This is a genomic window from Spartinivicinus marinus (assembly GCF_026309355.1).
GTDB lineage: Bacteria > Pseudomonadota > Gammaproteobacteria > Pseudomonadales > Zooshikellaceae > Spartinivicinus > Spartinivicinus marinus.
On sequence record NZ_JAPJZK010000001.1, the window covers coordinates 252663 to 277336 of the forward strand.

The 24674-nt window shown below is 40.8% G+C and carries 22 protein-coding genes and 1 pseudogene; 8 read left to right on the forward strand and 15 right to left on the reverse strand.

The features are described 5' to 3' along the window. Nucleotides 1–38: 38 nt before the first annotated feature. From ribA to OQE68_RS01190, 3 genes and pseudogenes are all read right to left on the reverse strand, one after another. The gene (gene ribA / locus OQE68_RS01180; protein WP_255490860.1) at nucleotides 39–674 is read right to left on the reverse strand and encodes a GTP cyclohydrolase II; all 636 of its coding nucleotides are present in this window, start codon (nucleotides 672–674) and stop codon (nucleotides 39–41) included. Then, nucleotides 666–1085: pseudogene (gene ybiA, locus OQE68_RS01185) on the reverse strand (riboflavin biosynthesis intermediates N-glycosidase); the annotation flags it as partial. The gene ribA and the pseudogene ybiA, both read right to left, overlap by 9 nt. A 385-nt stretch (nucleotides 1086–1470) precedes the next feature. After that, nucleotides 1471–1956 (reverse strand): hypothetical protein, encoded by a 486-nt coding sequence (locus OQE68_RS01190; protein ID WP_180568554.1) that lies wholly within the window; start codon nucleotides 1954–1956, stop codon nucleotides 1471–1473. Nucleotides 1957–2255: 299 nt separating this feature from the next. On the opposite strand from OQE68_RS01190, the gene OQE68_RS01195 reads away from it, so the two are divergent. Genes OQE68_RS01195 through moeB form a run of 3 tightly spaced genes read left to right on the forward strand, consistent with a single transcriptional unit; the run spans nucleotide 2256 to nucleotide 4994 of the window. Beyond that, entirely contained in the window at nucleotides 2256–3146 is an 891-nt protein-coding gene (locus OQE68_RS01195; RefSeq protein ID WP_180568553.1) for a PLP-dependent cysteine synthase family protein, read from the forward strand. Next, nucleotides 3143–3589, forward strand: coding sequence for a M67 family metallopeptidase (locus OQE68_RS01200; protein WP_180568552.1), 447 nt, complete (start codon nucleotides 3143–3145; stop codon nucleotides 3587–3589). The genes OQE68_RS01195 and OQE68_RS01200 overlap by 4 nt, the downstream gene beginning before the upstream one ends. Then, on the forward strand, nucleotides 3573–4994 hold the full coding sequence (gene moeB / locus OQE68_RS01205) for a molybdopterin-synthase adenylyltransferase MoeB (protein WP_180568551.1): 1422 nt from the start codon (nucleotides 3573–3575) through the stop codon (nucleotides 4992–4994). The genes OQE68_RS01200 and moeB overlap by 17 nt, the downstream gene beginning before the upstream one ends. Nucleotides 4995–5000: 6 nt before the next feature. Here the strand turns inward: moeB and OQE68_RS01210 are convergent, their stop codons facing one another. The 3 genes from OQE68_RS01210 to OQE68_RS01220 are packed head-to-tail and all read right to left on the reverse strand — an operon-like array spanning nucleotide 5001 to nucleotide 8955. Beyond that, complete coding sequence (locus tag OQE68_RS01210) at nucleotides 5001–7061, reverse strand: transglutaminase TgpA family protein (RefSeq protein ID WP_180568550.1); 2061 nt, start codon at nucleotides 7059–7061, stop codon at nucleotides 5001–5003. Between the two features lie 6 nt (nucleotides 7062–7067). Continuing rightward, complete coding sequence (locus tag OQE68_RS01215; RefSeq protein WP_180568549.1) at nucleotides 7068–8021, reverse strand: DUF58 domain-containing protein; 954 nt, start codon at nucleotides 8019–8021, stop codon at nucleotides 7068–7070. A gap of 13 nt (nucleotides 8022–8034) precedes the next feature. Next, complete coding sequence (locus OQE68_RS01220; protein ID WP_180568548.1) at nucleotides 8035–8955, reverse strand: AAA family ATPase; 921 nt, start codon at nucleotides 8953–8955, stop codon at nucleotides 8035–8037. A 280-nt stretch (nucleotides 8956–9235) separates the two neighbouring features. Between OQE68_RS01220 and OQE68_RS01225 the strand changes: the two genes are divergently transcribed. Further along, nucleotides 9236–9613, forward strand: a complete 378-nt coding sequence (locus tag OQE68_RS01225) for a hypothetical protein (protein WP_180568547.1) — start codon at nucleotides 9236–9238, stop codon at nucleotides 9611–9613. 88 nt (nucleotides 9614–9701) lie between these two features. Here the strand turns inward: OQE68_RS01225 and OQE68_RS01230 are convergent, their stop codons facing one another. After that, nucleotides 9702–11666, reverse strand: a complete 1965-nt coding sequence (locus OQE68_RS01230; RefSeq protein WP_180568546.1) for a cellulase family glycosylhydrolase — start codon at nucleotides 11664–11666, stop codon at nucleotides 9702–9704. Nucleotides 11667–11907: 241 nt separating this feature from the next. Here OQE68_RS01230 and OQE68_RS01235 point away from each other — a divergent pair, with 241 nt between their 5' ends. Continuing rightward, nucleotides 11908–12234 (forward strand): antibiotic biosynthesis monooxygenase, encoded by a 327-nt coding sequence (locus OQE68_RS01235; RefSeq protein WP_180568545.1) that lies wholly within the window; start codon nucleotides 11908–11910, stop codon nucleotides 12232–12234. A 170-nt stretch (nucleotides 12235–12404) separates the two neighbouring features. Here OQE68_RS01235 and OQE68_RS01240 read toward each other — a convergent pair whose 3' ends face one another. The 5 genes from OQE68_RS01240 to OQE68_RS01260 form a co-directional block, all read right to left on the reverse strand. Beyond that, on the reverse strand, nucleotides 12405–12710 hold the full coding sequence (locus tag OQE68_RS01240) for a hypothetical protein (protein WP_180568544.1): 306 nt from the start codon (nucleotides 12708–12710) through the stop codon (nucleotides 12405–12407). Nucleotides 12711–12955: 245 nt separating this feature from the next. Next, nucleotides 12956–14176, reverse strand: a complete 1221-nt coding sequence (locus tag OQE68_RS01245) for an O-succinylhomoserine sulfhydrylase (protein ID WP_180568543.1) — start codon at nucleotides 14174–14176, stop codon at nucleotides 12956–12958. 8 nt (nucleotides 14177–14184) lie between these two features. Then, nucleotides 14185–15699, reverse strand: coding sequence for an amidophosphoribosyltransferase (gene purF, locus OQE68_RS01250; protein ID WP_180568542.1), 1515 nt, complete (start codon nucleotides 15697–15699; stop codon nucleotides 14185–14187). A 133-nt stretch (nucleotides 15700–15832) separates the two neighbouring features. Continuing rightward, a complete protein-coding gene (locus tag OQE68_RS01255) occupies nucleotides 15833–16336 on the reverse strand; it encodes a CvpA family protein (RefSeq protein WP_180568541.1) in 504 nt (167 codons plus the stop codon). A 314-nt stretch (nucleotides 16337–16650) separates the two neighbouring features. Continuing rightward, nucleotides 16651–18480: a nitric oxide reductase activation protein NorD gene (locus OQE68_RS01260; protein WP_180568540.1), complete on the reverse strand. Its 1830-nt coding sequence runs from the start codon at nucleotides 18478–18480 to the stop codon at nucleotides 16651–16653. 357 nt (nucleotides 18481–18837) lie between these two features. Between OQE68_RS01260 and OQE68_RS01265 the strand changes: the two genes are divergently transcribed. Then, nucleotides 18838–19050, forward strand: coding sequence for a hypothetical protein (locus OQE68_RS01265; RefSeq protein WP_180568539.1), 213 nt, complete (start codon nucleotides 18838–18840; stop codon nucleotides 19048–19050). A gap of 89 nt (nucleotides 19051–19139) precedes the next feature. Here the strand turns inward: OQE68_RS01265 and OQE68_RS01270 are convergent, their stop codons facing one another. The 3 genes from OQE68_RS01270 to OQE68_RS01280 all read right to left on the reverse strand — a co-directional run bounded on the left by OQE68_RS01270 (nucleotide 19140) and on the right by OQE68_RS01280 (nucleotide 22041). Next, the gene (locus OQE68_RS01270) at nucleotides 19140–20558 is read right to left on the reverse strand and encodes a cbb3-type cytochrome c oxidase subunit I (protein WP_180568538.1); all 1419 of its coding nucleotides are present in this window, start codon (nucleotides 20556–20558) and stop codon (nucleotides 19140–19142) included. Nucleotides 20559–20560: 2 nt separating this feature from the next. Next, nucleotides 20561–21001 (reverse strand): c-type cytochrome, encoded by a 441-nt coding sequence (locus tag OQE68_RS01275; RefSeq protein ID WP_180568537.1) that lies wholly within the window; start codon nucleotides 20999–21001, stop codon nucleotides 20561–20563. A 236-nt stretch (nucleotides 21002–21237) separates the two neighbouring features. Further along, nucleotides 21238–22041 carry a CbbQ/NirQ/NorQ/GpvN family protein gene (locus OQE68_RS01280; protein WP_180568536.1) on the reverse strand — a complete coding sequence of 268 codons (804 nt, stop codon included), beginning with the start codon at nucleotides 22039–22041 and terminating at the stop codon, nucleotides 21238–21240. A 263-nt stretch (nucleotides 22042–22304) separates the two neighbouring features. Between OQE68_RS01280 and OQE68_RS01285 the strand changes: the two genes are divergently transcribed. Both OQE68_RS01285 and OQE68_RS01290 read left to right on the forward strand, forming a co-directional pair. After that, nucleotides 22305–22616, forward strand: coding sequence for a c-type cytochrome (locus OQE68_RS01285; RefSeq protein ID WP_180568535.1), 312 nt, complete (start codon nucleotides 22305–22307; stop codon nucleotides 22614–22616). 274 nt (nucleotides 22617–22890) lie between these two features. Beyond that, complete coding sequence (locus tag OQE68_RS01290) at nucleotides 22891–24591, forward strand: cytochrome D1 domain-containing protein (protein WP_180568534.1); 1701 nt, start codon at nucleotides 22891–22893, stop codon at nucleotides 24589–24591. Nucleotides 24592–24674 lie beyond the last annotated feature (83 nt).

Here is a 24674-nt window from a genome sequence, read left to right on the forward strand (position 1 = left end):
CAACTCTGCCGGTTTTTTTGTATCACAACAAGTGACGGCTAAACAATTTCATCCAACATATGGCCTAACTTTCTTGCTTTAATATTCAAGTAATTATTATTGTAAGGATTACGTCCTTCTCTTAATGGCACTCTTTCCACGACATTAATGCCCGCTTTGGTCAATGAGTTCACTTTTCGCGGGTTATTCGTCATCAGTTTTACTTCATTAATTCCAAAATAGTGTAAAATCCCCTTACAGAAGTCATAACGCCGCATATCAGCTGCAAAGCCAAGTTTTTCGTTAGCTTCTACAGTATCAGCACCTTCATCCTGTAAGTGATAGGCTCTGATTTTATTTAACAGGCCAATACCTCGCCCTTCTTGTCTCAAATAAAGTAATACGCCGTTACCATGTTCAACAATATTTTTTAATGCTTTATTTAATTGAAAACCACAATCACAACGCAAGCTGAATAATGCATCACCAGTTAAACATTCAGAGTGCAAACGAATTAATACCGGTTTTTTCGTATCAATTTCACCATAACTTAACGCGACATGCTCCTTACCGGTTTTCTTTTCCACAAAGCCATGCATGGTAAAAGTGCCCATATCCATCGGTAATTGAGCCGACTCTACATAACGAACCAGTTGATGCGGGTGCTGCCCTGCCAGCTCTTCACGTACTAGCATTAACAACTCACCTAATCGGTTAAGTCCACTGCCATCACCACCATCCCCCCAATAACTGTCTTTAAAAGAATGCTCGGCAAGTATGTTATTTCCTGTAGCCACTAACCAATAAGCTAATTGATTGTGTTGTGAAAACTTACAACGTAGCGCCCTCAACATCACATTGTCTTTAATTTGTTCCCAATCACTACGTACCTGACGGTCATACTCTCGACTTAACTGAAAGGCTTCTGTTGGTGTTGCTGCATGATAAATTTGAGAGGTAATATCCCTGGCCATAAACTTGCTGGCTTGATAAAAGTGTTCACTGGTATGCCACTCTACTCCATCGACAATAATAGGGTATTCAGCAAAATTAGATAAAAAACCATACGACTGATCAGGTTCGTAAAAACGAATCACATTATTCATTTCTCTACTCCCTGCCAAACTTACTGGCTAATTTATTTATAAAAACTTTGATTCAATTTATCCAACAAACTGCAAAGGGTTGGCCAGTAGTAGCAAGCAAATAAATTAATAAAGGAATGAGAACATTAAATGACAGCCAAATGATTAAATATTTACATCATCATTCATCTATCAAATAAAATATTTTCTTATAAATCAATATACTACCAAACAGTCAAAATATAGCCTAACGCTAAGACGAAAAACTAACCATCATATTAAGTTAATTTTAGGCATTACTTATCTATGGTTTTTTATAGGAGATTACTCGGCAGTCAGCATGAATTGTATGAAATCTTAACAGCAAAATATGCTTATACACCCAATACAAAGGATATATCAGAGTCTAATGCACCGACTGTATATAATTAGTCGTTTGACTCATTAAAGACAAATACGTCAAACCCTGGTGGGGTAAGTAGTAAAATATAGGTCGAGCTCTATTTTGCTCTGTCACTAGCATCACGGGTTTATTCAATTGTCGTCCTAGGGTAGTCATTACCCTAAATACAACTTTTGCATTTACCTCACAATCTATTTGTGATGAGCTAAATAGCAGTTTTAATATTGCCTTACATTTCAAAATACCAAAAAGCTGGATTTTTCCTAAATCTATCGCTAACAGGCTATCATCTCCTAGCAATTGAGTTAACTCATCAATAGTATTAGGCTGTATTACGGGCTTTCCTTTTTTGAATAAATGGAGTTTTGCCTTGGTCAAACTAAAAAACTCAATAATTTTTAGCCAATCTTGTAACGTCAAATTATTAATACAAATCATCATTAATTGATTACAATGATTAAATTCCTGTCGATACTCTGCCCACTGCATTACCTATCCCTCAAATAGGAGAACAATTAAGGTCATTTTAACGCTATTCAGCCAAGAAATAAAAAGTCATTTAAGCATTTTCAACTCAGCGCCACCCAAGCTATAGATAAAAACCGTATAAAAAAGACTCTTCTATTAACTCAAAATTTGTAGCCTACTTTATAGATTACGCTAACACTTTATATACTCTTCACGATTTTATATACTTTTCACGATTGTTGTTTATATCCCTTCGCTGTGAGTATATACCACTTTATTTTTATATCTAAAATACCAGGTTACTACTGGAAGGAAAAACGATGGAGTTGCTCGACTTAGTAGGCAATACCCCACTAATCAACTTAAGCTACTTTAGCCCTGATAAAAAAAATATTTTTCTTTATGCCAAAGCAGAGTGGGTCAATCCAGGTGGCTCTCTTAAAGATCGGCCAGTTAAATCCATGTTGCTTCATGCCTTGAACAGCGGTCAGCTTCCAGAAAACAGAGTAATACTGGATTCCAGTAGTGGCAATGCAGGCATTTCTTATGCCATGTTGGGCCGAGCAATTAACCGCCATGTTTGCATTGTTATTCCAGGCAATGCCAGTGAAGAACGCAAGAGCCGTCTTAAAGCTCATGGTGCCGAATTAATCGAAACGGATCCCTTGGAAGGATATGACAAAGCACTTCATCATGTCAGATCCGTTTATCAAGAATCACCCGATCAGTTTTTTTTCTGTAATCAATATGCCAACCCTTACAATGTTGAAGCCCATTATCAAGGCACCGGTTGTGAAATTATTAATCAAGTCAAACACCCGATCACCCACTTTATTGGTGGTGTAGGTACCGGGGGCTCACTGACGGGCATTGGATGCCGTTTAAAAGAAGTCTATCCAACTATAAAAATCTGCGCTGTACTGCCAGAGCGATGGCCAGGAATAGAAGGATTAAAACCTTTAGGAGAGCTAGCCGATATTGTTCCCGATATTTTTCAGCAACATTTAGTCGATGAGTGGGTACCCATCAGGGCTGATGAGGCCAAAGAATATTGCTATGCATTGGCTCACCAAGGTTACTTTGTGGGCCAATCCTCCGGTGCCTACCTTGCAGCCTGCACTAAAATAATGAAGCAGGTATCTGCAGGGGTCTTTGTGACACTCTTGAACGATTTGGGCGAACGCTATTTCAGTGCAGGCCTCTGGTCATGACTATTTATATTACAACGGAAATAAACCACGCTATGTTGAACCACGCCCAGCAACGTTATCCAAGTGAAAGTTGTGGCTTGATTATTGGCCATTGGCAAGCCAGCTATACGACAAGTTGTTACTATTACCCCTGTAATAATCAAATAACAGCCAATAGTCAACGACGTTTTCTCATCGATCCAGTCGTCTATCAAGAAGCTGAAGATAATGCTGATCAACAAGGCTTGAGCATTATTAGTATCGTTCACTCGCATCCAGACCACCCTGATGAGCCTTCTGAGTTCGACCGTCAACATGCCTGGCCTGGGATTAGCTATATTATTATTTCAGTGGTAAACGGCAAAATAGCCAGCTATCGCTCATGGCAACTCACCAATAACCGCAACCAATTTCTTCCTGAAACCATTCAAGTGGATGGAAACACTCATGCAAGCAACTATTAAAATTCCATCACCTTTACGTCGCTTTACTCAGCAACAAAGCAGCCTCATATTAGAGGCAAATACGGTTGAAGAAGCAATACACAGCTTGTGTAGTCAATACCCTGAGCTTAAATTACAGTTATTTGATGAAGCAGGCCAATTACGTAACTTTGTTAATTTATATCTGAATAAAGTGGATATTAAGCAACAACATGGTATGCAAACACAGTTACCAAAAAACAGCGAATTACGTATAGTCCCTGCAATTGCTGGTGGTTCAATAGCCGAACAAGCTCTGTCACCTGCCGAGTTAAGCCGTTATAGCCGTCATTTGATGCTGCCAGAAATAGGTGAAGCTGGCCAATTAAAATTAAAAGCCGCTCGGGTATTAATTATTGGTGTGGGTGGTTTAGGCTCACCATTGAGCCTTTATTTGGCCGCATCAGGTATTGGCAAACTTGGCATTATTGACCATGATGTAGTTGAAGAGTCTAACCTGCAAAGACAAATATTGTTTACCAATAATGATTTGGATGCGGCAAAAGTGTTACAAGCCAAAGCCAAACTGACAGCGCTCAACCCATATGTCAATATTAGTACTTATAATGAAGCATTAACGACAGATAACGCGCTGAATATTATTAAAGACTATGATTTGATTATTGATGGTACCGACAATTTTCCTACCCGCTACCTGGTTAATGATGCCTGCATTTTATTAAATAAACCCAATATATACGGCAGTATTTTCCGCTTTGAGGGCCAGGCGACAGTATTTCATTATCAAGACGGCCCTTGTTATCGCTGTTTATACCCTGAGCCTCCCCCCCCAGGATTGGTCCCTTCCTGTGCAGAAGGTGGTGTATTAGGGGTACTGCCTGGACTCATTGCTACGATTCAAGCCACAGAAGCCATTAAAATCATTACAGATACCGGCGAAAGCCTCAGCGGCCGTTTGATTCTATATGATGCATTAAGTATGCGCTTTGATGAATTGGCAATACAAAAAGACACAAACTGTTGTGTTTGTGGTAATAAGCCTAGCATTACCAAGCTTATTGATTATCAACAGTTTTGTGGCATACCTAAGCAACCAGCCCAAAAACAATATCAGGAAATATCCGTCGCACAATTAAAACAACGAATTGATGCAGGGGAAGTATTAACCATTTTAGATGTACGAGAACAATACGAAGTCAATATCTGTCGTATCAAAAATAGTGTTCATATTCCCATGGCAGAAGTCGCCAGCCAATTAAATCAATTTGATAAAACACAGGAAATCATTGTGCATTGTAAAACCGGTGGCCGTTCAGCTAAAACCTGCGAATTACTGCTTCAGCATGGTTTTAAAAAACTAGTGAATCTGTCCGGTGGTATAATTGCCTGGGCAAATGAGATTGAACCATCCATGGTGAAGTACTAAATACGACTAACGCAAACTCTTCACTGCACTTTTCATTTGCACTAATTGCTCCTTGTGCTCTTGTGGTGTTAGCGCCGCAGGCTGGTACATTAGTTTGACATAAAGCTCTGTGACTACTGTTGCTTTAGCTGATAGCTTTGGCTGTCGCTGTTTTATTCGCGCTAAAAATGTATGGGGTGGTTCATCAATATTTCGTATCAGCCCATGTTTTTCCATACGCTTGCAAAAAGCCAAATAGCACTGACTTGCCGGGTCTTTGGCTTGTGGCCGTTGACGCCAGATAATCCATAATGCCAGTAAGCCAATGAGGGCAAACATACTGCCTGCAATAGTAAACACAATGACATACCAGTTTTTGCCACCAAACCAGCGCTCAAATAACTCCAGCTGAGCAGCTTGATCATAATTAAGCACCCAGCGTTGCCACTGATATTCCAGTAGTTCCCATTGCATCCTTACATTATTTAAGAAAGGTACATTACGAAACCGCAAGGGAGATAATGGGCTCTCCGCTAAAAAACTACCCTCTTCTGCCACAGCAGCTTCCAAGCCTTCTTCTACTCGTTCTGGCGCTACTGCTGCCGTTGGGTCTACTCGCACCCAGCCTCGATTCGGCACCCATACTTCCGCCCAGGCATGGGCATCAAAATGCCTGACTTGCACATAATTACCGGCTTTATTAATTTCTCCTCCTTGATAGCCAGCCACCATACGTGCTGGTATTCCAGCTGTACGCATTAGGAATACAAATGCACTGGCATAATGAGCACAAAAGCCTCTTTTACTATTTATTAAAAACTCATCAACACTATCACGTCCTAGCAAAGGCGGTTTCAATGTATAAAAATAAGGCTCCTGACGGAAATGGACTAATATTTTTTCAATATAGTTTTCAACGGATTTACCACTGCTCACCCAAAACTGTTGAGCCATTACTCTAGCTCTTGGGTTACCAAAGGGAGGTAACTGTAAATTCAATCGTTTTAACCACACAGGTAAATCTTTATCTTGATGACTATCCAGATATGACTTAACACTATACTGCGTTCGTTGGGTAATAGGCTGGGCAGCTACTAAGCGAAAATCCCTAACTAAGGCTATATTGTTATCATTGTTTTCAGGGTTGGCTAAGCTAAATAACCAATGCTGTTGAGTAGGTTCAATTATCACATCATACTCATAAACTTTCCCTATTTTTTCCATGCGCCTTTCCCATCGGGCAGGCAGGTTAGGCCAGCTCAGTAACGGTGACTTTAATTGGGCAAGATTAGTTGATAATTTACTGGCCTGTCCTAATTCACGACTCCCTTGGGTCCAGCGGCGACCATCAAAATGGCTCATAACTAACCCACGCCAGTAAAGTAAGTCCCTAGGGGGAATATCACCTTTAAAGGTTGCGCGAAATGCCAGCCCATCAGACTTACTTAAATTGGCAATATCACCAGGGCTAATGGTTTCGCTAACGCCACTTTTAGCATTGGTTTGTGGAAATTCCACCCGCCACAATGGGCTGATTCGTGGTACGAACAAAAATAATAAAATCATTAATGGAATTGACTGAACAACTAATACCGCACCTTTTCTGAAAGTGCGCCATGGCTGAAAACCCAAGTGGGGAGTATGCAACCCTACTAGCGCAGAGGTAATAACCAGTAAGGTAAACAGCATATAGCTGGATACCAAAATACTCTGTGAGTATAAAAACTCGGTGACCACCACAAAATAACTTAGAAAAATCACCAGGTAAGCATCCCGTAGATTTTTCATTTCCAATAACTTTAATAAAAAGGTGGTTACTAATAAGGCAACACCTGCCTCCAAACCAACAATAGTGCCATAATGAAATAAGGTGCCAATAACAGCCGCCCCAACCACCAGGACTTTTATCCATAATTTAGGGTATGACCAGCGACTGCGAAAAATCATTATCCGCCACAATGCACAGATAATGGCAACCACCACAACCCAAATAGGCAATCGAGACAGCTGCGGTAAAATAACCAATGCCTGAGTGAGTAATAGCCAAATAAGACCTGAGCGGGGTATTTGTTGATGGCCAATTTTCATGATGAACTACACCTGAAATAATGCTAACTCAGTGAGGCAGCGGCGCAAATGCATTTGCCCCCGGCCTGGCTCTATCGTGATGCCAGGTAAACGTAACCCATAATCTTCCTGAAACTGCTCACAACGCATACACCAATAGCACAGGTGAGACAACTTTATTTCCAGGTCAGCCCCTGGGATATTCTCCCAGTCCAACCAGCGCCGTCGATCAGTAAATGCAGAAAAATCCTTGGTTAACAAGGTGTCAGTTTTTGAATATTGCTTCCAAGCAATATGGCGTAATCCATCTCCTGGATGATAGTCTCGCAACCCCGCAAAGTCCTCTACTCCATCTTTAGCCAAGGTTTGCCCTTCAATACTGGCAGACTCAAAATAAGGCAGATGGCATTTAACCGGTTTTGGATAAATTAGTGCCGTAATATCCAAGTCCACCCAAGTCCAGCAACGTAATAAACCCAGTGGATAGTAGCTTTCGATACAAAGCCGGCCAGGTTTAAAATAGCCTCGTTGTTTAGCAGGCAAAAATACTTTCACATTTGTTTCACCTGCAGGTTCGATGGATGCTAACTGGGGTATACCTTGTGGCCAATATAAATGTATTGACTCATGGCCTTTTTTTGGGGTGCTAGCTTTAAGCTTTAACTCAAACCCAACATCATCACCCACATGGGCTGTCCCCCCATTCACCCCTATCAGCTCCATACCCGCTAAATTATTGTAAGTATGCAAAATCGCGACTACGAATAAACTGATTAACAAAAAGGCAACAGCAAAACTCATGCTATTTTCATAGTTAACAGCGGCCAGAAAAATTGCCAACACTACAAATAACAGAATATATCCAGTGCGACTGGGCAAGATAAAAAGCCGTTTTTGATTAAGTATGACTTGATGACTAGGAGGAATACGCCGATTTAACCAGCTGCTGAAATACGCTTGCCACTGTTTTGCAATATTCATTAAGGCCTTCTCATTAAACAACGACAGGTACGGCCTGTAATAATCGCTGACCCAACGCTTCACCAGTTCTACCTTGCATATCACTATGTTCACGGAGCCGGTGTTCAACCACCGCTGGCAGCACCATTTGCACATCTTCCGGAATTAAGTAGTCACGGTTTGCCATAAATGCCCAACTTTGTGCACAACGCAGTAATGCCAGACCTGCTCGAGGCGATAAACCATAGGCAAAGTCTTCACTTTGGCGAGTATGAGTTAACAATCGCTGCAAATAATCCAATACGGCATCTGCCGGCTTAACATCCACAACTTGCTGCTGAATTTGCTTGAGTTGATCAGCACTCACAATATGCTTCACTCGACTCAGCTGTACCCGACCACTATTGCCTAATAATACATCACGCTCGGCAGCAGGATCAGGATAACCCAAGGAAATTCGCATTAAAAAGCGATCTAATTGAGACTCTGGTAGAGGGAAGGTACCCGCTTGAGACATTGGGTTTTGGGTAGCAATCACAAAAAACGGCTCAGGTAACTGACGAGTTTCACCTTCAATCGACACTTGTCGTTCTTCCATCGCCTCTAACAATGCACTTTGGCTTTTAGGCGTGGCCCGGTTGATTTCATCAGCTAGTACTACTTGAGCAAAAATGGGCCCTTGATGAAACACAAACTGCCCAGATTTTTTTTCAAAAACCGACACTCCTAGGATATCAGCGGGCAGTAAGTCACTGGTGAACTGCACCCGGCTATAACTAAACCCCATCACCTGTGCTAAAGCATGAGCAAAGGTGGTTTTGCCCATGCCAGGTAAGTCTTCAATCAGTAAATGGCCACCACTAAACAGGCAACATAATGACAAGCGAATCTGTTGCTCTTTACCAATCAGTGCTTTTTGAATTTCTGTAATACATGCTTCTATTAATTCTTGCATATTTTAAAAAGGCCTAATTTAAAACAACGGGTGTAGCCAATCAACCAAATCTACCTACTTGAGTGTTAAAATCAAGTGAATAAATGTTTATTAGTTTGCATTATCATTACAAAACAAATACAGCCTATGAAGAATACTCATAGCAGAAATATTCACATGTAAACAATGACACAATCGCTTTTGTGCTAACTTAACGTTGGTTGCAATATCAAAATCGTAAAGTAGCAACAAACAAGACTAACAATTCAAGCTCACTTTTTATTCAAGGATAGGAGTATATATGTCAAAAGGACAAATCACTTTTTGGGAAGGTAATGGCGCAACACAAGATAGAGTGGGAAACATACTAAGTGGTGGCGAAAGTTACGATATTGAGTGTAAAAAAGGAGACTACGGCTTTCAAAATGATGAAGCTAGGTCAATGAAATTAGAAGGTGTTCCAGGCCCTACTATTATGTGGGTGTATGACAGCCCATCAGCAAGCAAAGACGATGACTGGGCTAAAATCACTATTATTGGCGATATTAGTGATACAGTTGTCGTGAGTAGTTTTAATAGCAGTGCAAACCTAGATAACGGTAACGTTAAGGTAGAAAGCCATTACAAAAATGGTCTTGATGGGAAAATATCCAGAATAATCATTGAATACCTTGGATAGTTAACAGTCGCCAACCAAAGACTGGCTAGTATTACGAATTAAACCTCCCTTACAAACCTTAAGCAATTCGCCTAAGGTTTGTTAATGATTACTTAGATACCACCAACGGGCTTAACTGACTATTAATGGTTATTTTTAGTTGCTGTTGTAATGCTGACCAGCTAATTTCTTCCAAACTGTCTTGCTTAGCGATAACCAATAAAAACTGGTCTGTCTCTTTATGGTGACTGACTACCAAACGCCCTCCTGCCATTAAGGGCCCTTTTGTTACTGGTTCCCATTTAATATCGGTAATCTGTTGATCAAATAGCTGCTCTGATCTCACGAAATACTGGTCCGTCAATACGATAAAACCATTATTTACCAACTCAGTTGGTAAATAAAACCAGCTATCCCCACTTACATCCCCTCGCCAGGCTGCCCAAAAAAAAGGGTGATTCTGCCATTTTACAATATCACCACCTAATGGCTTAATCCCAACCCAGTTGAGCGAATTCCCTTTTTTATCCATAACAACGTCATTGAAATAACTATGCCATAACTGTCCAGCAATCCGTTCTGGATAAGCTCGTTGTAACAAAGGCGCAGGCAAATTAAATGTGTTTCCGTAGTTAGACACTACAGAAAAGTTTTCATCATTCCAGGCATCCCACTTAGTGTTCAACTTATCAGGGCTGCCGTTTTGGTATTCATGATGGTTGTCATAATAAATATCCCAGTGCCATTGAGTCGCGGAAATAAATGGAGAGCAAAAGGCTGGCCGCTTATCGTCTGTTAACTGAGATAAGGCCATTCCTTGGCGTTGGCCTTTGAGCATTCGAATAGGATCTTTACTGCCTTTGCCATGAAGCCACATACCAAATTCACTCACTAGTATTGGCAGCTGTAAAAAACTGGCCTCCTGTCTTATTTGGTCAAAAGCATCGATATAACTACCAGATTTCACAGAGAGCAATCGCCAACTCATCCTTGCTGCATCATAATAGTGGCTATTAAATATAAAACCTTTGCCTGGTGGTTGGTTTAAATGATGACCACCCGTTGCTTTTACCACACCGGCATTGGTGTTCCAAAACACTAGTGGTTCTGCATAGACATATTGCTGTTGCCAGCCCGTGTTATCCATCACTTGACGGACTCGCTGATAGAAAGGCCACAGTACCTGATTATCCCACTCCTTGGGTGAAAGCCCTTCCATCCCCCCATCGACAGGCTCATTAAATGGGTCCACCCCTAGAATATACGACAGCTCATCACTGGTGAGCTGCTCACGAATATAATCAAGCGTAGCGGCCAGCTGATCTAAAAATGCAGTTTGGATACGAATAGGACCTATCGAGGTTTGTACAGTGGCATCGGCCCAAAACCGGCGAAAAGCCAATCGTACGGCTTTATCAGTAATATTATGCTGGCTCCAGCTAAAACAAACAGGCCCACAATATTCAGGAGGATAATCTTCATCTGGCACAACCCAAGCAGGTGCCCCATTGCCGGTATGCCATGATTTTTGATTAAACAGATGACGACTAAATAAATCCTGATGATAATCTAGAATGACATAAATGCCTTGATCAATCGCTTGCTTTAATTGTGCGGTAATATCAGCTAAATATTGATGATCAATATAATTCGGCTCAGGCTGTACTCCTTCCCATGCGAGGGTAAAGCGCACAATATTGGCACCAGTTTGTTGTTTAATTTGTTGAAAGGTTTGCCGTGCATCGGCAGTATTTTTGAAAGGTTTAAAACCCGTTTCAGCCAGCTTGACACTGCCAGATACATTGAAGCCCTGCCAATAAGCTTCACGACCAGCTTGATCAGTAAGTGTCCAATACCGTTCCACACGGCCTTTTTGAGTAGGACAAGCTTTTACTGTGGGAGTAAAAGCCGCTTGGGATATTATAGCACTGGCATTGCCAGGTATTTCTGTCCCTTCTGTCTCTGCCCCCGTCAATACAGCATTACTTTCTGATGACTCTACTGACATAAAAATCAGTAAAATTACTGCAGCAATTATTCCCCACTCCTCTACTAATCCCTGTAGACGATTCATGGCCATCTTATCCTATTGCGGTGTTGTTCGTTTATTGTTTTTTACTTGCCAAAGCCAAAGCCACACAAGGTATACCTACAAAACGAAATTTAAAAGATTCGCCAAAAGTATACTGACAGAATGCTGTCAGGAGCCCCCTTTTAACATATCACCCTCACTCAAGTATGACCCAATAAACAGGTGAGATGAGTAATCTCACTTTAGTAGATCCGACTTAATAGTCAAAACAGGAGCAGAAAACATGTCTGAGTTTATCGAAATATTCCGTTTCAAATTAAAAGCAGGTGCCACTCAAACCGAATTGGAGACAGCCAATCAGACTTTGCAACAGTTTATTCAACAACAATCCGGTTTCCTTTACCGGTCATTAAGTTTTAACAATGTAACTCATGAATGGCTAAGTATTAATTATTGGGAATCAGAAGCAGCAGCACAAGCTGTAGCTAATCAATTTATGGAAAGTCAGTTAACTCAGGCATATATGGCCATAGTTGACAACAACACCATCAACAAAGAACTATCGACAGTTGTCGCTTGTCAGGCAGGAAGTAGCTGCGGAGAATCATAAGGATATTTGGATACTTTTAGGACATTTGAGCACCTTTAATAATATTAAAAAAATATCACAACGAACCCAAGGTGCCAAGATTCCTTGGGTTCATTAAAATACTTATTAAAACTAGAGTCAGTGAAAGATCCTCTTTAAAAGGATTTACGTCACTCTAAAAAAACCAAATATTACTCAACTTTCATGGCTGCTTTTTCTAACAACTTTACTAAATTTTTATCAGAACTGGCACTACACATCAAACCAGCTAATATTTCTGCTTTTTCTGGCGAACTAAGATGCCCATATTCTTCCAATAATGTTTCTTTACAAGCATTTTCGGCAAGCGGAACATCCATATAATAGGCTGCTTTTAATGACTGAGCTGCCGCATTAAATTGCTCAGACATCGCCGAAGTATTTTCAAACCATGGGTTTGCATATACATTTATAGCGGATACAACAGCAACAGTGGCAATTAGTATTTTTTTCATCATTTATTCCTTAATGTGATTAACACTCACTCCATCCTTATGAGCAAAAACATTGTTAATTTTTTTCTAATAAAGTGCAAGTATTATTTTTGTCCTACTTTAGGATTCTGGTTAATGAATAATACAAAAAGAAATAAATTTACTATTTTTCCAAAAAATTATTCCTCAAACATAAAAAAGCCAGAAGTTTTGCATTACTTCTGGCTTTTTTATTAAATGGAACCACTAATAATGGTTTGTAGAGTTCACTATTTATTAATTGCAGCCAAGCCTCTCGCCATATCTGCTTTTAAATCATCAATGGCTTCCAAACCAACAGCTACGCGAATAAGTGAATCTTTTATACCTGCATTAGCGCGATCTTCAGGAGACAGTCGGCAATGAGTAGTGGTCGCAGGATGGGTTATTGTCGTTTTGGCATCGCCTAAGTTGGCTGTGATTGACACAACTTTGGTTGCATCAATAAATTGCCAGGCTTCTGCTTTACCGCCTGTTACTTCAAACGATAATACACCACCGAATGCTTTTTGTTGCTGTTTAGCCAGCTCATGTTGTGGATGACTTGTTAGCCCAGCATAATGCACTGTTTTAATCCCCGGCTGTTGCGCTAACCACTCAGCCAGTGCCAGTGTATTAGAGCAGTGGCGCTCCATTCGTAGCGAAAGGGTTTCTAGGCCTTTTAAAAATACCCAGGCATTGAACGGACTCATGCAAGGGCCAGCGGTACGAATAACCCCCAACACTTCATTCATTAACTCACTGCGCCCAACCGCAACGCCACCAACACAACGGCCCTGGCCATCTAAAAATTTGGTCGCGGAATGGACGACAACATCTGCACCTAGGGTGAGTGGCTGTTGCAAAGCCGGCGTGCAAAAACAATTATCCACTACCAGTAGTGCATCATGTTGATGAGCCAATTCCGCTAACTGCCGGATATCAGCCGTTTCACTTAATGGGTTAGATGGCGTTTCTAAAAACAGCATTTTGGTATTGGGTTTAATTGCTGCTTGCCAAGATTCAATATTAACCAAATCGACAAATGTTGTGTCAATAGCAAATTTGCGCAGCACTTTATCAAAAATATTAGTCGTAGTGCCAAATACGCTTCGAGAGCAAACAATATGATCACCTGCCTTCAACAATGCCATACAGGTGGATAAAATAGCAGCCATTCCTGAAGCCGTTGCAACAGCTTGCTCTCCTTTTTCCAAGGCAGCAATTCGCTCTTCAAAGGTTCTCACTGTTGGATTGGTATAACGAGAATACACATTACCCGGTATGTCGCCGGCAAATCGGGCTGCTGCATCAGCGGCACTTTTAAAAACATAGCTTGATGTTGTAAAAATAGGCTCAGCGTGTTCTGTTTCTGGGGTTCTTCGCTGGCCTGCTCGTACGGCTAATGTTGCAAACTCCGCTTCAGATAAATCGGAGCCATACCAGTCGCTATCAAAAATTTGTTCTGACATTTTATCCGTTACTCGTCATTATGCAGGTCAATGATGGCATTGTCGGACTTTACCCGAGCAGCCTTAGCCGCATCACTACGATCATATTCAATGCGGTCCAGGTATGCTTGATCAATATTGCCTGTAATATATTTACCGTCAAATACTGAACACTCAAAACCATCAAACCGGGTTTTGCAGCCTTCTGTAACTGAGCCTATCAAGTCGTTTAAATCCTGATAAACTAGCCAGTCGGCACCAATTAATGTGCCAATCTCTTCATCGGTACGACCATGGGCAATTAACTCACTGGCAGTTGGCATATCGATGCCGTATACATTAGGGTAACGTACCGCAGGTGCAGCCGAAGCAAAGTAGACTTTTTTCGCGCCCGCGTCTCTTGCCATTTCAATAATTTGTTTACATGTAGTTCCTCGTACAATCGAGTCATCTACCAACATGACATTTTTACCACGAAACTCTAAATCAATGGCATTCAATTTTTGCTTAACTGATTTTTTCCGCTCGGTTTGGCCAGGCATAATAAAGGTGCGACCAATGTAGCGGTTTTTAATAAAGCCTTCTCTAAACTTTACTCCCAGTCGATTAGCCAGCTGTAATGCTGATGTACGACTAGTGTCTGGAATTGGAATCACCACATCAATATCATGATCAGGGCGTTCACTAAGAATTTTATCCGCCAGCTTTTCTCCCATTTTCAGCCGGGCCTTATATACGGAGCTACCATCAATAATTGAATCTGGTCGAGCAAAGTAGACAAACTCAAATACACAGGGCTGCAATTTAGAGGCAGGTGCACATTGCTGGCTATGTAGTTGACCTTCTGCATCAATAAAGATGGCTTCTCCTGGCGCTACATCCCGAATCACTTTATAGCCCAGAGCATCCAGCGCCACACTTTCAGATGCAATCATATACTCAGTGCCCGCTTCAGTTTGCCGTTCACCAAAGACCATTGGGCGAATACCATTAGGGTCACGAAACCCGACAATGCCATAACCCACTAACATAGCTATCACTGCATAGCCACCTTCACAGCGTTGATGAACTTTGCTGATGGCTTGAAAGATATGCTCAGGTGAGGGAGTTAACTGTTTTAATGCATGAAGCTCATGGGCAAATACATTCAATAGTACTTCTGAATCTGAGTTGGTATTAATATGACGAAGGTCGGCCTTGAATAAATCTTCTTTGATTTTTTCAACATTGGTTAAATTGCCATTATGGGCCAGCGTAATGCCATAAGGCGAGTTTACATAAAATGGCTGTGCTTCAGCTGAGCTGGAGCTACCTGCGGTTGGATAACGGATGTGGCCAATCCCCATATTGCCCATCAGCCGCTGCATGTGACGAGTTCTAAATACATCGCGCACTAAACCATTGTCTTTCCTCAGGTAAAACCGAGTATCAGCACAGGTAACAATACCCGCTGCATCCTGTCCTCGATGCTGTAACACCGTTAATGCATCGTAGAGGGCCTGATTAACATTCGATTTTGCCGCTATTCCGACAATCCCACACATGAAGCTACCTCATTCAGTTTTTACAGCTAGACATTTAGAACTTGTGAGCCTGCTTGTTAGACCCATTTTAGTTTGCTTATGCACAAAGAAAAACACCTGTATTGTAGGTCAATACAGGTGTTTTTAAGATATTTTATTGTGCATTGGTATTTATGTAGGGAGCGATTAGCTCCATTAAATGGTGCCGAGACCAGTCAGCTATGGTTAAAAAGTGGGGAATCAACTGGGATTGCTGCCACCAGCTGTCTTGTTGTACTGGTAGCAAACTTGCCACGCCAACCAGTAATACGACACACAAAGCCCCCCGGCCAGCGCCTAACACTATGCCTAAAAAGCGATCAGTACCCGTAAACCCCGTTGCTTTAACCAGCTCACCAAACAGCTTACTGACAATGGCACCTAATAATAAAGTTGCTAAAAATAAGACGATACAAGCAAGGACCACCCGCACAGAGGGCGTCGCAACATAGTCGGCAAACAACAGCGATAAACTGCCACCAAACATCCATGCCACAATAATAGCGGCTAACCAAGCTAACATGGAAACCGCTTCTTGGAAAAAGCCACGCCGGATACTTAACAAACTGGAGATAACAATAATGCCAATAATTAGCCAATCGACCCAGATTAAACTCACAACCACTATGGCCCCGCATTAGTCAATTGCAAAACGCAGGGATTCTAACAAAGCTAATCCAATTACCCAAGCAGAAACCGTTTAGGGCACCTCTAATAATTGTTTAACGCGGCAACCAGTAAATCATCAGTCCACAAAAAAGTCCCAATAAAATGCAGCCTAATTTAAACCACCTTTGCCTGCTAATTTTTTTTGAAAAAGTTGACTGATTGGGCAAGGGCATACCACAAATGGGGCAGTCTGCTTCTTTATTAATTAATCTCTCATTTACACGAGAATTACAGTACAAACAACGGTCGTGCGGTGCCATTAAATTAACCCGTTAGCTGCTGATAAAGTTGGGGTAATTGGTGAGGTAATTGCCTTGGCTGACGAATGACGGTAAACCCATCAACACCAAAAATATAAGACAAATAATCAGCGGCTTGCTGGTCGATAGTAATACAAAAAGGTTTTATCTGTTGCCGTTTAGCTTCTCTAATTGCCTCCCGGGTATCTTCAATGCCAAAACGACCTTCATAATGATCAATATCATTGGGCTTGCCATCACTAATCAACAACAATAGTCGCTTCGATTCCGGCTGTGCGGCTAAGACCTTGGTCATTTGGCGAATAGCCGCGCCCATCCGGGTATAGTAACCTGGCTGTAGAGCCAAAACACGTCCTCTCACCTGATGGTTATATTGCTCTTGAAAATTTTTAAGCATTAACAGCCGAACCTGCTGGCGCTTTACAGAAGAAAATCCATACATAGCAAATGGATCACCCACCGCTTGTAACGCTTCAGCAAATAACAGCAAACTGTCTTGTATCACATCAATCACCCGGCCATGCTGCTGTAAATAGGCATCGGTAGACATGGATAAGTCAGCCAGCAACAAACAGCATAAGTCCCGTTGATGATGACGATAACTTTGGTAGCACCCCTGCTCAGGGCTTTGAGCATGTTGAGCCTCTATATAAAAATCCAGCCAAGCGGCTAAATCCAGCTCCTCTCCTTGTGGTAAATGACGTTGCCAGTGACGCAGAGTACGGAAACGTTCAAAGTGAGCTCGTAAAGTATTAGCCGTTTTTACCAGTTTTTTAGGTAGCTCGGCGGCTGTTGCTAATTTAGGCAACATTGGTTGAATACGACACTGGTTTGGAACCAGCTGCTGCCGTCGAAAATCCCACTCTGGTAGTAAAATACCATCCCCTATCGGAATGTCATCCTGACTAGCTGCTGGTAAATCCAGGTCTACCCGTAATTGCGCTGAACGCGCGGGTCGCTGCTGAGCAATTGCAAGACAGTTTAAGTCATCAGCTACGCGTTTTGCTTGATCATCATCGCCTTCATCAGAACAGCGATTCAAATGGCTGTATTCAGCCCAGCTAAACAAGTTTTCCAGCCTAAACACCAATAATCCATCCCGCTCATTAGCGTCATTAATTCGCTCGGCACGTTTGCGAACCGCTAGTTGCTGAGGCGGGGATTCTGAACTGGCTATGGTCTCTATTGAAGGCTCCTGTGGTGAAGGCTGACAGGATACGTGCAGGTTAGCAGAAGGATACAACCATACAGGTATTGGTTGCGGTGCCACATTACAACGTGGAAATGTCTCAACACTACCCGGCTGCTGTAGTGCAGTTTGTACTGCTTGCTCCAATGCGGCTTCTATAACAGATAAACGATCGATGGGAGGGCGTAATGGTAATAGTGCTTTAATTAACTGCTGGTACAAGCTGTTTAAGCCGGGATACCTCACCAACAATTGTTGTACAAGCTGTTGATTATCCCATGCCCAATGCCTAAAAGGCTGTTTTTGATGGGCAGCCAGTGCTGTTAGCCACAGGTAAAGAGAACGATTTAATTCTGCTGTTGGAAAGACGGCAATTGTTGGCGGTAAACGCAGTGATTCATCATCTTGCCAAGCAACACAGGTTTGTAAACAAGTACCCGCAATCTGTTGTATGAGTCGACGCCGCTGTTGATAAGCTCTAGGGGTGGCTGGCTCAATGCGTTTGCCTGGTTCTCCCCCTAGCGCACGAAACAATACCCCAACTGAGCGCTTTACCTCAACCAAACTCACTTGTACGGATGTAAACTCATCAATACTTTGGCGAGTAATAAAACGATGCCAAAGGCTGCCTACCCACTCCTCCATATTTTTTTATCCATCCCCTGCTAAAAACGAGTGCTTAAAGCATATAAATAATTAACCCAACGACCTTTGACCAATATCAAGGTAATACAATGTAGATGCCTATTGGATCATGCACAAGAAAAGGTAACAACTTTTTCCCATGTTTCCTCTGGCTATGTTACGTTTTCTTGAGGTGAGCTATCTATTCATACAAAAAAGCACTTTGTCAAAAGAGAATAGCTTTGAAGACACTTATCCAAGCTTACACATGGATCACTAGTTTTAACTTAGATCAATAAACATTAAACAAAACTGGACAAAAATCATCCTGACTGTTATCGAGTATTATAATTACTATAACTTAACTGGATAATTACCATGCGATATTCATTAGCACTACCCGAACATTTAGTGCAAGAAGCAAAAGTACTAACAGGCAACAGTGATATATCACTAGACCAATTTTTCATACGGGCAATTTTCAAGAGAATTTACGAGCTAAAGGCACACAAGCTACTTGAGGATAATATTGAGCATTCATCAGTTGAGGATGCACTGGATATATTAGATCAATTATTAAATGTAGAATAAGTAATGCAACCGATATTTTTTCAACGCTTTGATAAAATATCGGTTGCGTTTCTATTACTACCTTTAAAGTAAGTAATAAAAATATTATATTAGCTGTTAGCCGCCACTGCTACCTCAGTCACCTCACTTTTTTCACCGACAAAGAAACTAACAAAATAGGTAGCCACTCCAATTAGAAATACACCTCCTGTAATTGAGCGTAACCAGTAAAAAATAGCTATTTGATCTTGTGTTTGCATAAAGCTTAAAGCTTGTCCATCTTCTGGCAATCGTTGTAACCAAACTTGTAAAATACCTGCGCCAGTTAAAAACAAAGTGATAAAAATCATCGCCAATGTCATTAACCAAAATCCCCACATTTCGTATATTTGGGCGCGGTTACTGTTAGACTCCCCAATCCCCCTTAATTTAGGCATACTATAAGAGATGATAGTCAATACAATCATTACGTACGCACCATAAAAAGCTAAATGACCGTGTGCTGCTGTAATTTGAGTACCATGGGTATAGTAGTTAACAGGTGCTAATGTATGTAAAAACCCCCATACCCCTGCACCTAAAAAGGCAACCAATGCTGTACCCAAGGCCCATAATGTAGCCGCTTTATTTGGATGCTCACGACGTCGTTTATTGACTATATTAAAAGCAAATAATGTCATTGCAAAAAAGGGTAATGGCTCTAAAGCAGAAAATACTGAACCTAACCACTTCCAATAAGGAGGTGGACCAATCCAGTAATAATGATGCCCAGTACCTATTATGCCAGTTATCAAGGCCATACCAACTATGACATACAGCCATTTTTCAACAACTTCGCGATCAATCCCCGTTATTTTAATTAACACATAGGCTAATATTGCACCCATAATCAATTCCCATACACCTTCTACCCAAAGATGTACTACCCACCACCAGAAGTATTTATCTAAAGCAAGGTTCTCGGGGTTGTAAAATGAAAATAGAAACATCACTGCTAAACCAATCAATCCGGTCATTAGAATCATGTTAATAACTGTCTTGCGGCCTTTGAGTATTGTCATTCCTATATTATAGAGAAACCCTAATGCAACAATAACAATACCTATTTTGGTGACTGTTGGCTGTTCTAAAAATTCTCGTCCCATCGTGGGTAATAGTCTGTTACCTGTTAATTTAGCCAAACTAGCATAAGGCACCATTAAGTACCCTAAGATTGTTAGCACTCCCGCAATTGCAAATATCCAAAAAAGCCACATAGCCAGTTTTGGGCTATGTAATTCTACATCGGATTCTTCAGGAACCAGGTAGTATGCGGCCCCCATAAACCCAAATAATAGCCATACTATGAGTAAATTAGTATGCACCATTCTTGCTACATTAAATGGAATAGCAGGAAATAGAAAATCACCTATCACATACTGCAAACCAAGTATACTGCCAAATAATACTTGTCCTGCAAATAAAATTAAGGCAAAAATAAAATAAGGTTTTGCCACCGCTTGTGATTGAAATTTCAATGTATGTAGCACTGTTAACCCTCCTGATTGGGTGGCCAGTCATTTACCTCAATTTTTGAGGTCCATTCAAGAAACTCAGCTAAATCATCTATTTCCTGATCACTTAAATTAAATTGTGGCATTTGTCTTCGACCAGGTATGTTTAGAGGCTGTGCTTTCATCCATCCTTGAAAAAAAGCTTTAAAGCTATCCTCTCCACCTCGACGATAAAATACATTTCCCAACTCAGGCGCATAATAAGCTCCCTCACCTAATAACGTATGACAGCCGATGCAATTATTTTCCTCCCATATCAGCTTACCGTTTGCTACTGCTTCAGTTAAATTTTCACGATGATCTCGTTGTGGTAACTCTCGTGTTGTATGAAATGTTAGTGCCAAGAATAGTAATACAAAAAAAGCACTGCCTCCGTAATATATATTCCTGGCCATGCCTTTGGTAAATCGATCTGACATGGTTTATCCCCTTTTGCTTTATCAAGATATTCACTTCAACTGTTTTTTAACAAATAACAACACAGCTTGTGTGGATACCAAACGTTTTATCAGGCATGTTCAGTGTAATAAGATGTAAACGAGCATCTATTGATAAAAATCAACGATTATCAAAGTTATTATTTAACCCCTTTTTTTATGTGGAAATTTATGAGAGTATTTTCAGCCTAATAATCATTCGAGAAAAGCATTGCCATTTATTCAAAGTAAATACTAACGACGTCCATTAATGCTTCTACTATTGCAATATCATCAGTTAAAGGCTCTGCTAAGCAGGCTCGACAAGCATAATGGGCAGACATACCACTATCAATCATCTTAGCCGCATAGATCAATAATCGAGTTGAAACCACCTCATCTAAATCATACTGCTCCAACCGTCTTAAAGCGGTGGCCAGCTCTACTAGACGACCTGCAAGTCCTTCAGAAGTGTTAGCTTCATTAGCAACAATTTGTCTCTCAGTCTCTGCATTAGGGTAATCAAGACGGATTGAAACAAAGCGCTGCTTGGTACTAGGCTTCATCCCTTTTAATAAGTTTTGATAACCTGGATTATAGGAAACAATCAACATAAACTCAGGTGCAGCCACCAACTGTTCACCTAACCGTTCTAATGGTAAAACTCGTCTATCATCTGCCAGCGGGTGTAGTACAACGGTAGTATCCTTTCGCGCTTCCACTACCTCGTCCAGATAACAAATTCCTCCTTGCCTTACCGCACAGGTTAGCGGACCATCTTGCCACCATGTACCTTCAGGTCCAATTAAGTGCCGACCAACTAAATCAGCAGCAGTCAAGTCATCATGACATGCCACTGTAAAGAGTGAACGTTTCAAACGTTCTGCCATATGAGTAACAAAACGCGTTTTACCGCACCCTGTTGGCCCCTTAATCAATACAGGCAATTGATGTTGAAAAGCATATTCAAATAACTCAACCTCATTCGCTTGAGGCTGATAATAAGGTAACATGGACTTTTGAAGGTTGTTGGCTGATGTCATTTTTTTGCATTCTCTCATGCTAACAAAGCAATGATATACCCAAAACGTAGGATATGATCAGCCTATCATCATTCCTAACAGCAACAAGCCTGACCTTAAACTATGTTGATATTGATCAATTTTTATTTTTTTTATCGCGCTATTATCAAATTATAAGAAGAATACTGTTATTTTATTAACACCTGAAGCGTAGTGTCTGCCTCAGTGTAGCAATCAATAACCGTCAATAATAAATTATGCTGTATCCTGATTGAGGATGTAAAATGAAAATCCTACCTCTATTTTTAATCGGCTTTTCTTTACTATCAGCCACATTAACCACTACGCAAGCCGCAGGAGACATCGAAGCAGGCAAAGCAAAAGCAGCGCTTTGTAATGGATGTCATGGTGTTAATGGAATCAGCCCTAATGACTTATGGCCAAACTTAGCAGGACAAAAGTCAGGCTATCTAATTAAACAACTGAAGGCCTTTCGTGATAACAAACGTAATGACCCCATGATGGCTGGTATTATCAAATCACTTAACGATGATGATATAAACAACCTTGCTGCATACTATAGTTCTTTAAAATAAAATTCTTTAAAATAAAGCTTTTTAAAATGAATAATCTTTTAAAAAAATAGTTACATTTAAAATGTATATTTTTAAAACTACAGTAGTTATAGCATTACTATGCCTTTTATAAATGAGTTTAAGGGTGTTTTTCATCCATCACAAGTAAATTAATCTTATATGTAAAGTTAATTTTATAAGTGCGTAGCGGTTAGTATATCCAATACGAAGGGTATAACCACCTATAAATAACTCATAACAATAGGTATAAGCACTCTAAAGGAGAGCTGCAATTATGCGTTATCCCTCATTTGTATTATCTGTTTTTTTGGCAAGTTCATTGCCGATTTCAACGCCTCTTCTTGCAAAAGAATCCAGTGCTCCCAAACAATATGAGGGCACTTCTTCAACGGTACCACCTGCAAGTGCTCAAATTGTACGAACCCCTGGTGCACCCAACTTATCAGATGCAGATTTTAGTAAAGCCAAACAAATTTATTTTGAACGTTGTGCTGGTTGTCATGGTGTACTTAGAAAAGGCGCAACAGGAAAAGCCTTAGTACCGAAGGAAACACAAGCAAAAGGCCAAGTATATTTAGAAACCTTTATTAAGTTTGGTTCTCCAGGTGGCATGCCTAGCTGGAAAGATGAGCTTAGCCCAGAAGAAGTTACGCTCATGGCCAACTATATTCAGCACGACCCACCCACCCCACCAGAGTTTGGTATGAAGGAGATGAAAGCAACGTGGAAAGTCGCTATCAAACCTGAAGATCGACCTAAAAAGCAATTAAATAAACTCAACTTATCCAATTTATTTTCAGTTACTTTACGAGATGCGGGACAAATAGCCTTAGTTGATGGTGATACGAAAAATATTGTTAAAGTTATCAATACTGGCTATGCCGTGCATATTTCCCGTTTATCTTCATCAGGACGCTATTTATTTGTGATTGGCCGTGATGCTAAAATCAATATGATTGATTTATGGATGAAAGAACCTGCCAGTGTTGCGGAAATTAAAGTAGGCTTGGAAGCTCGCTCAGTAGAAACATCTAAGTTCAAGGGCTTTGAAGACAAATATGCCATTGCAGGATCATACTGGCCACCACAATATGTCATCATGAATGGAGAGTCATTAGAGCCATTAAAAATAGTCTCCACCCGTGGTATGACCGTTGACACGCAAGAATATCACCCAGAACCACGTGTTGCAGCGATTATTGCTTCTCATGAAAAACCGGAGTTTATTGTCAACGTTAAAGAAACTGGTAAAGTGCTATTGGTTAACTACGAGGATATTAATAATCTTAAATCTACCTCTATAGATACAGCCCGCTTTCTCCATGATGGTGGTTGGGACAAATCTCATCGCTACTTCCTGGCTGCGGCTAACAAATCAAACCAAATCGTTGTTATCGATTCACGTAAAGGCAAGTTAGAAGCTATTGTTGATGTGGGTAAAATACCTCATCCAGGACGGGGGGCTAACTTTACTCATCCTAAATATGGCCCAGTTTGGGCGACAAGCCATCTTGGAGATGATTCAATCGCCCTTATTGGTACTGACCCTAGCAAGCATCCTCAATATGCCTGGAAAAAAGTGGATACATTACAAGGCCAAGGCGGTGGTTCCCTCTTTATAAAAACTCATCCTAAATCTAAACACCTTTATGTTGACACACCACTTAACCCTGATGAGAAAATCAGTCAATCCGTTGCAGTCTTTACCCTCAAAAACCTAGATGCAGGCTATAAAGTATTACCTATTGCTGAATGGGCCAATTTAGGTGAAGGACCAAAACGAGTGACTCAGCCTGAATATAATAAAGCAGGTGATGAAGTCTGGTTTTCTGTATGGAATGGTAAAGAGCAACGTTCAGCACTTGTTGTAGTAGATGATAAAACGTTAAAGCTGAAAAAAGTGATTGATGATAAACGCCTAGTAACACCTACAGGAAAGTTCAACGTTCATAATACTCGATTTGATATTTATTAGGAGATATTTTTACAACCAATCTGATAAGTATTTAAACTCTTCCCTCAGGGAAAGTTTCTCAAAAAGCTGGGAAATATGGAGTA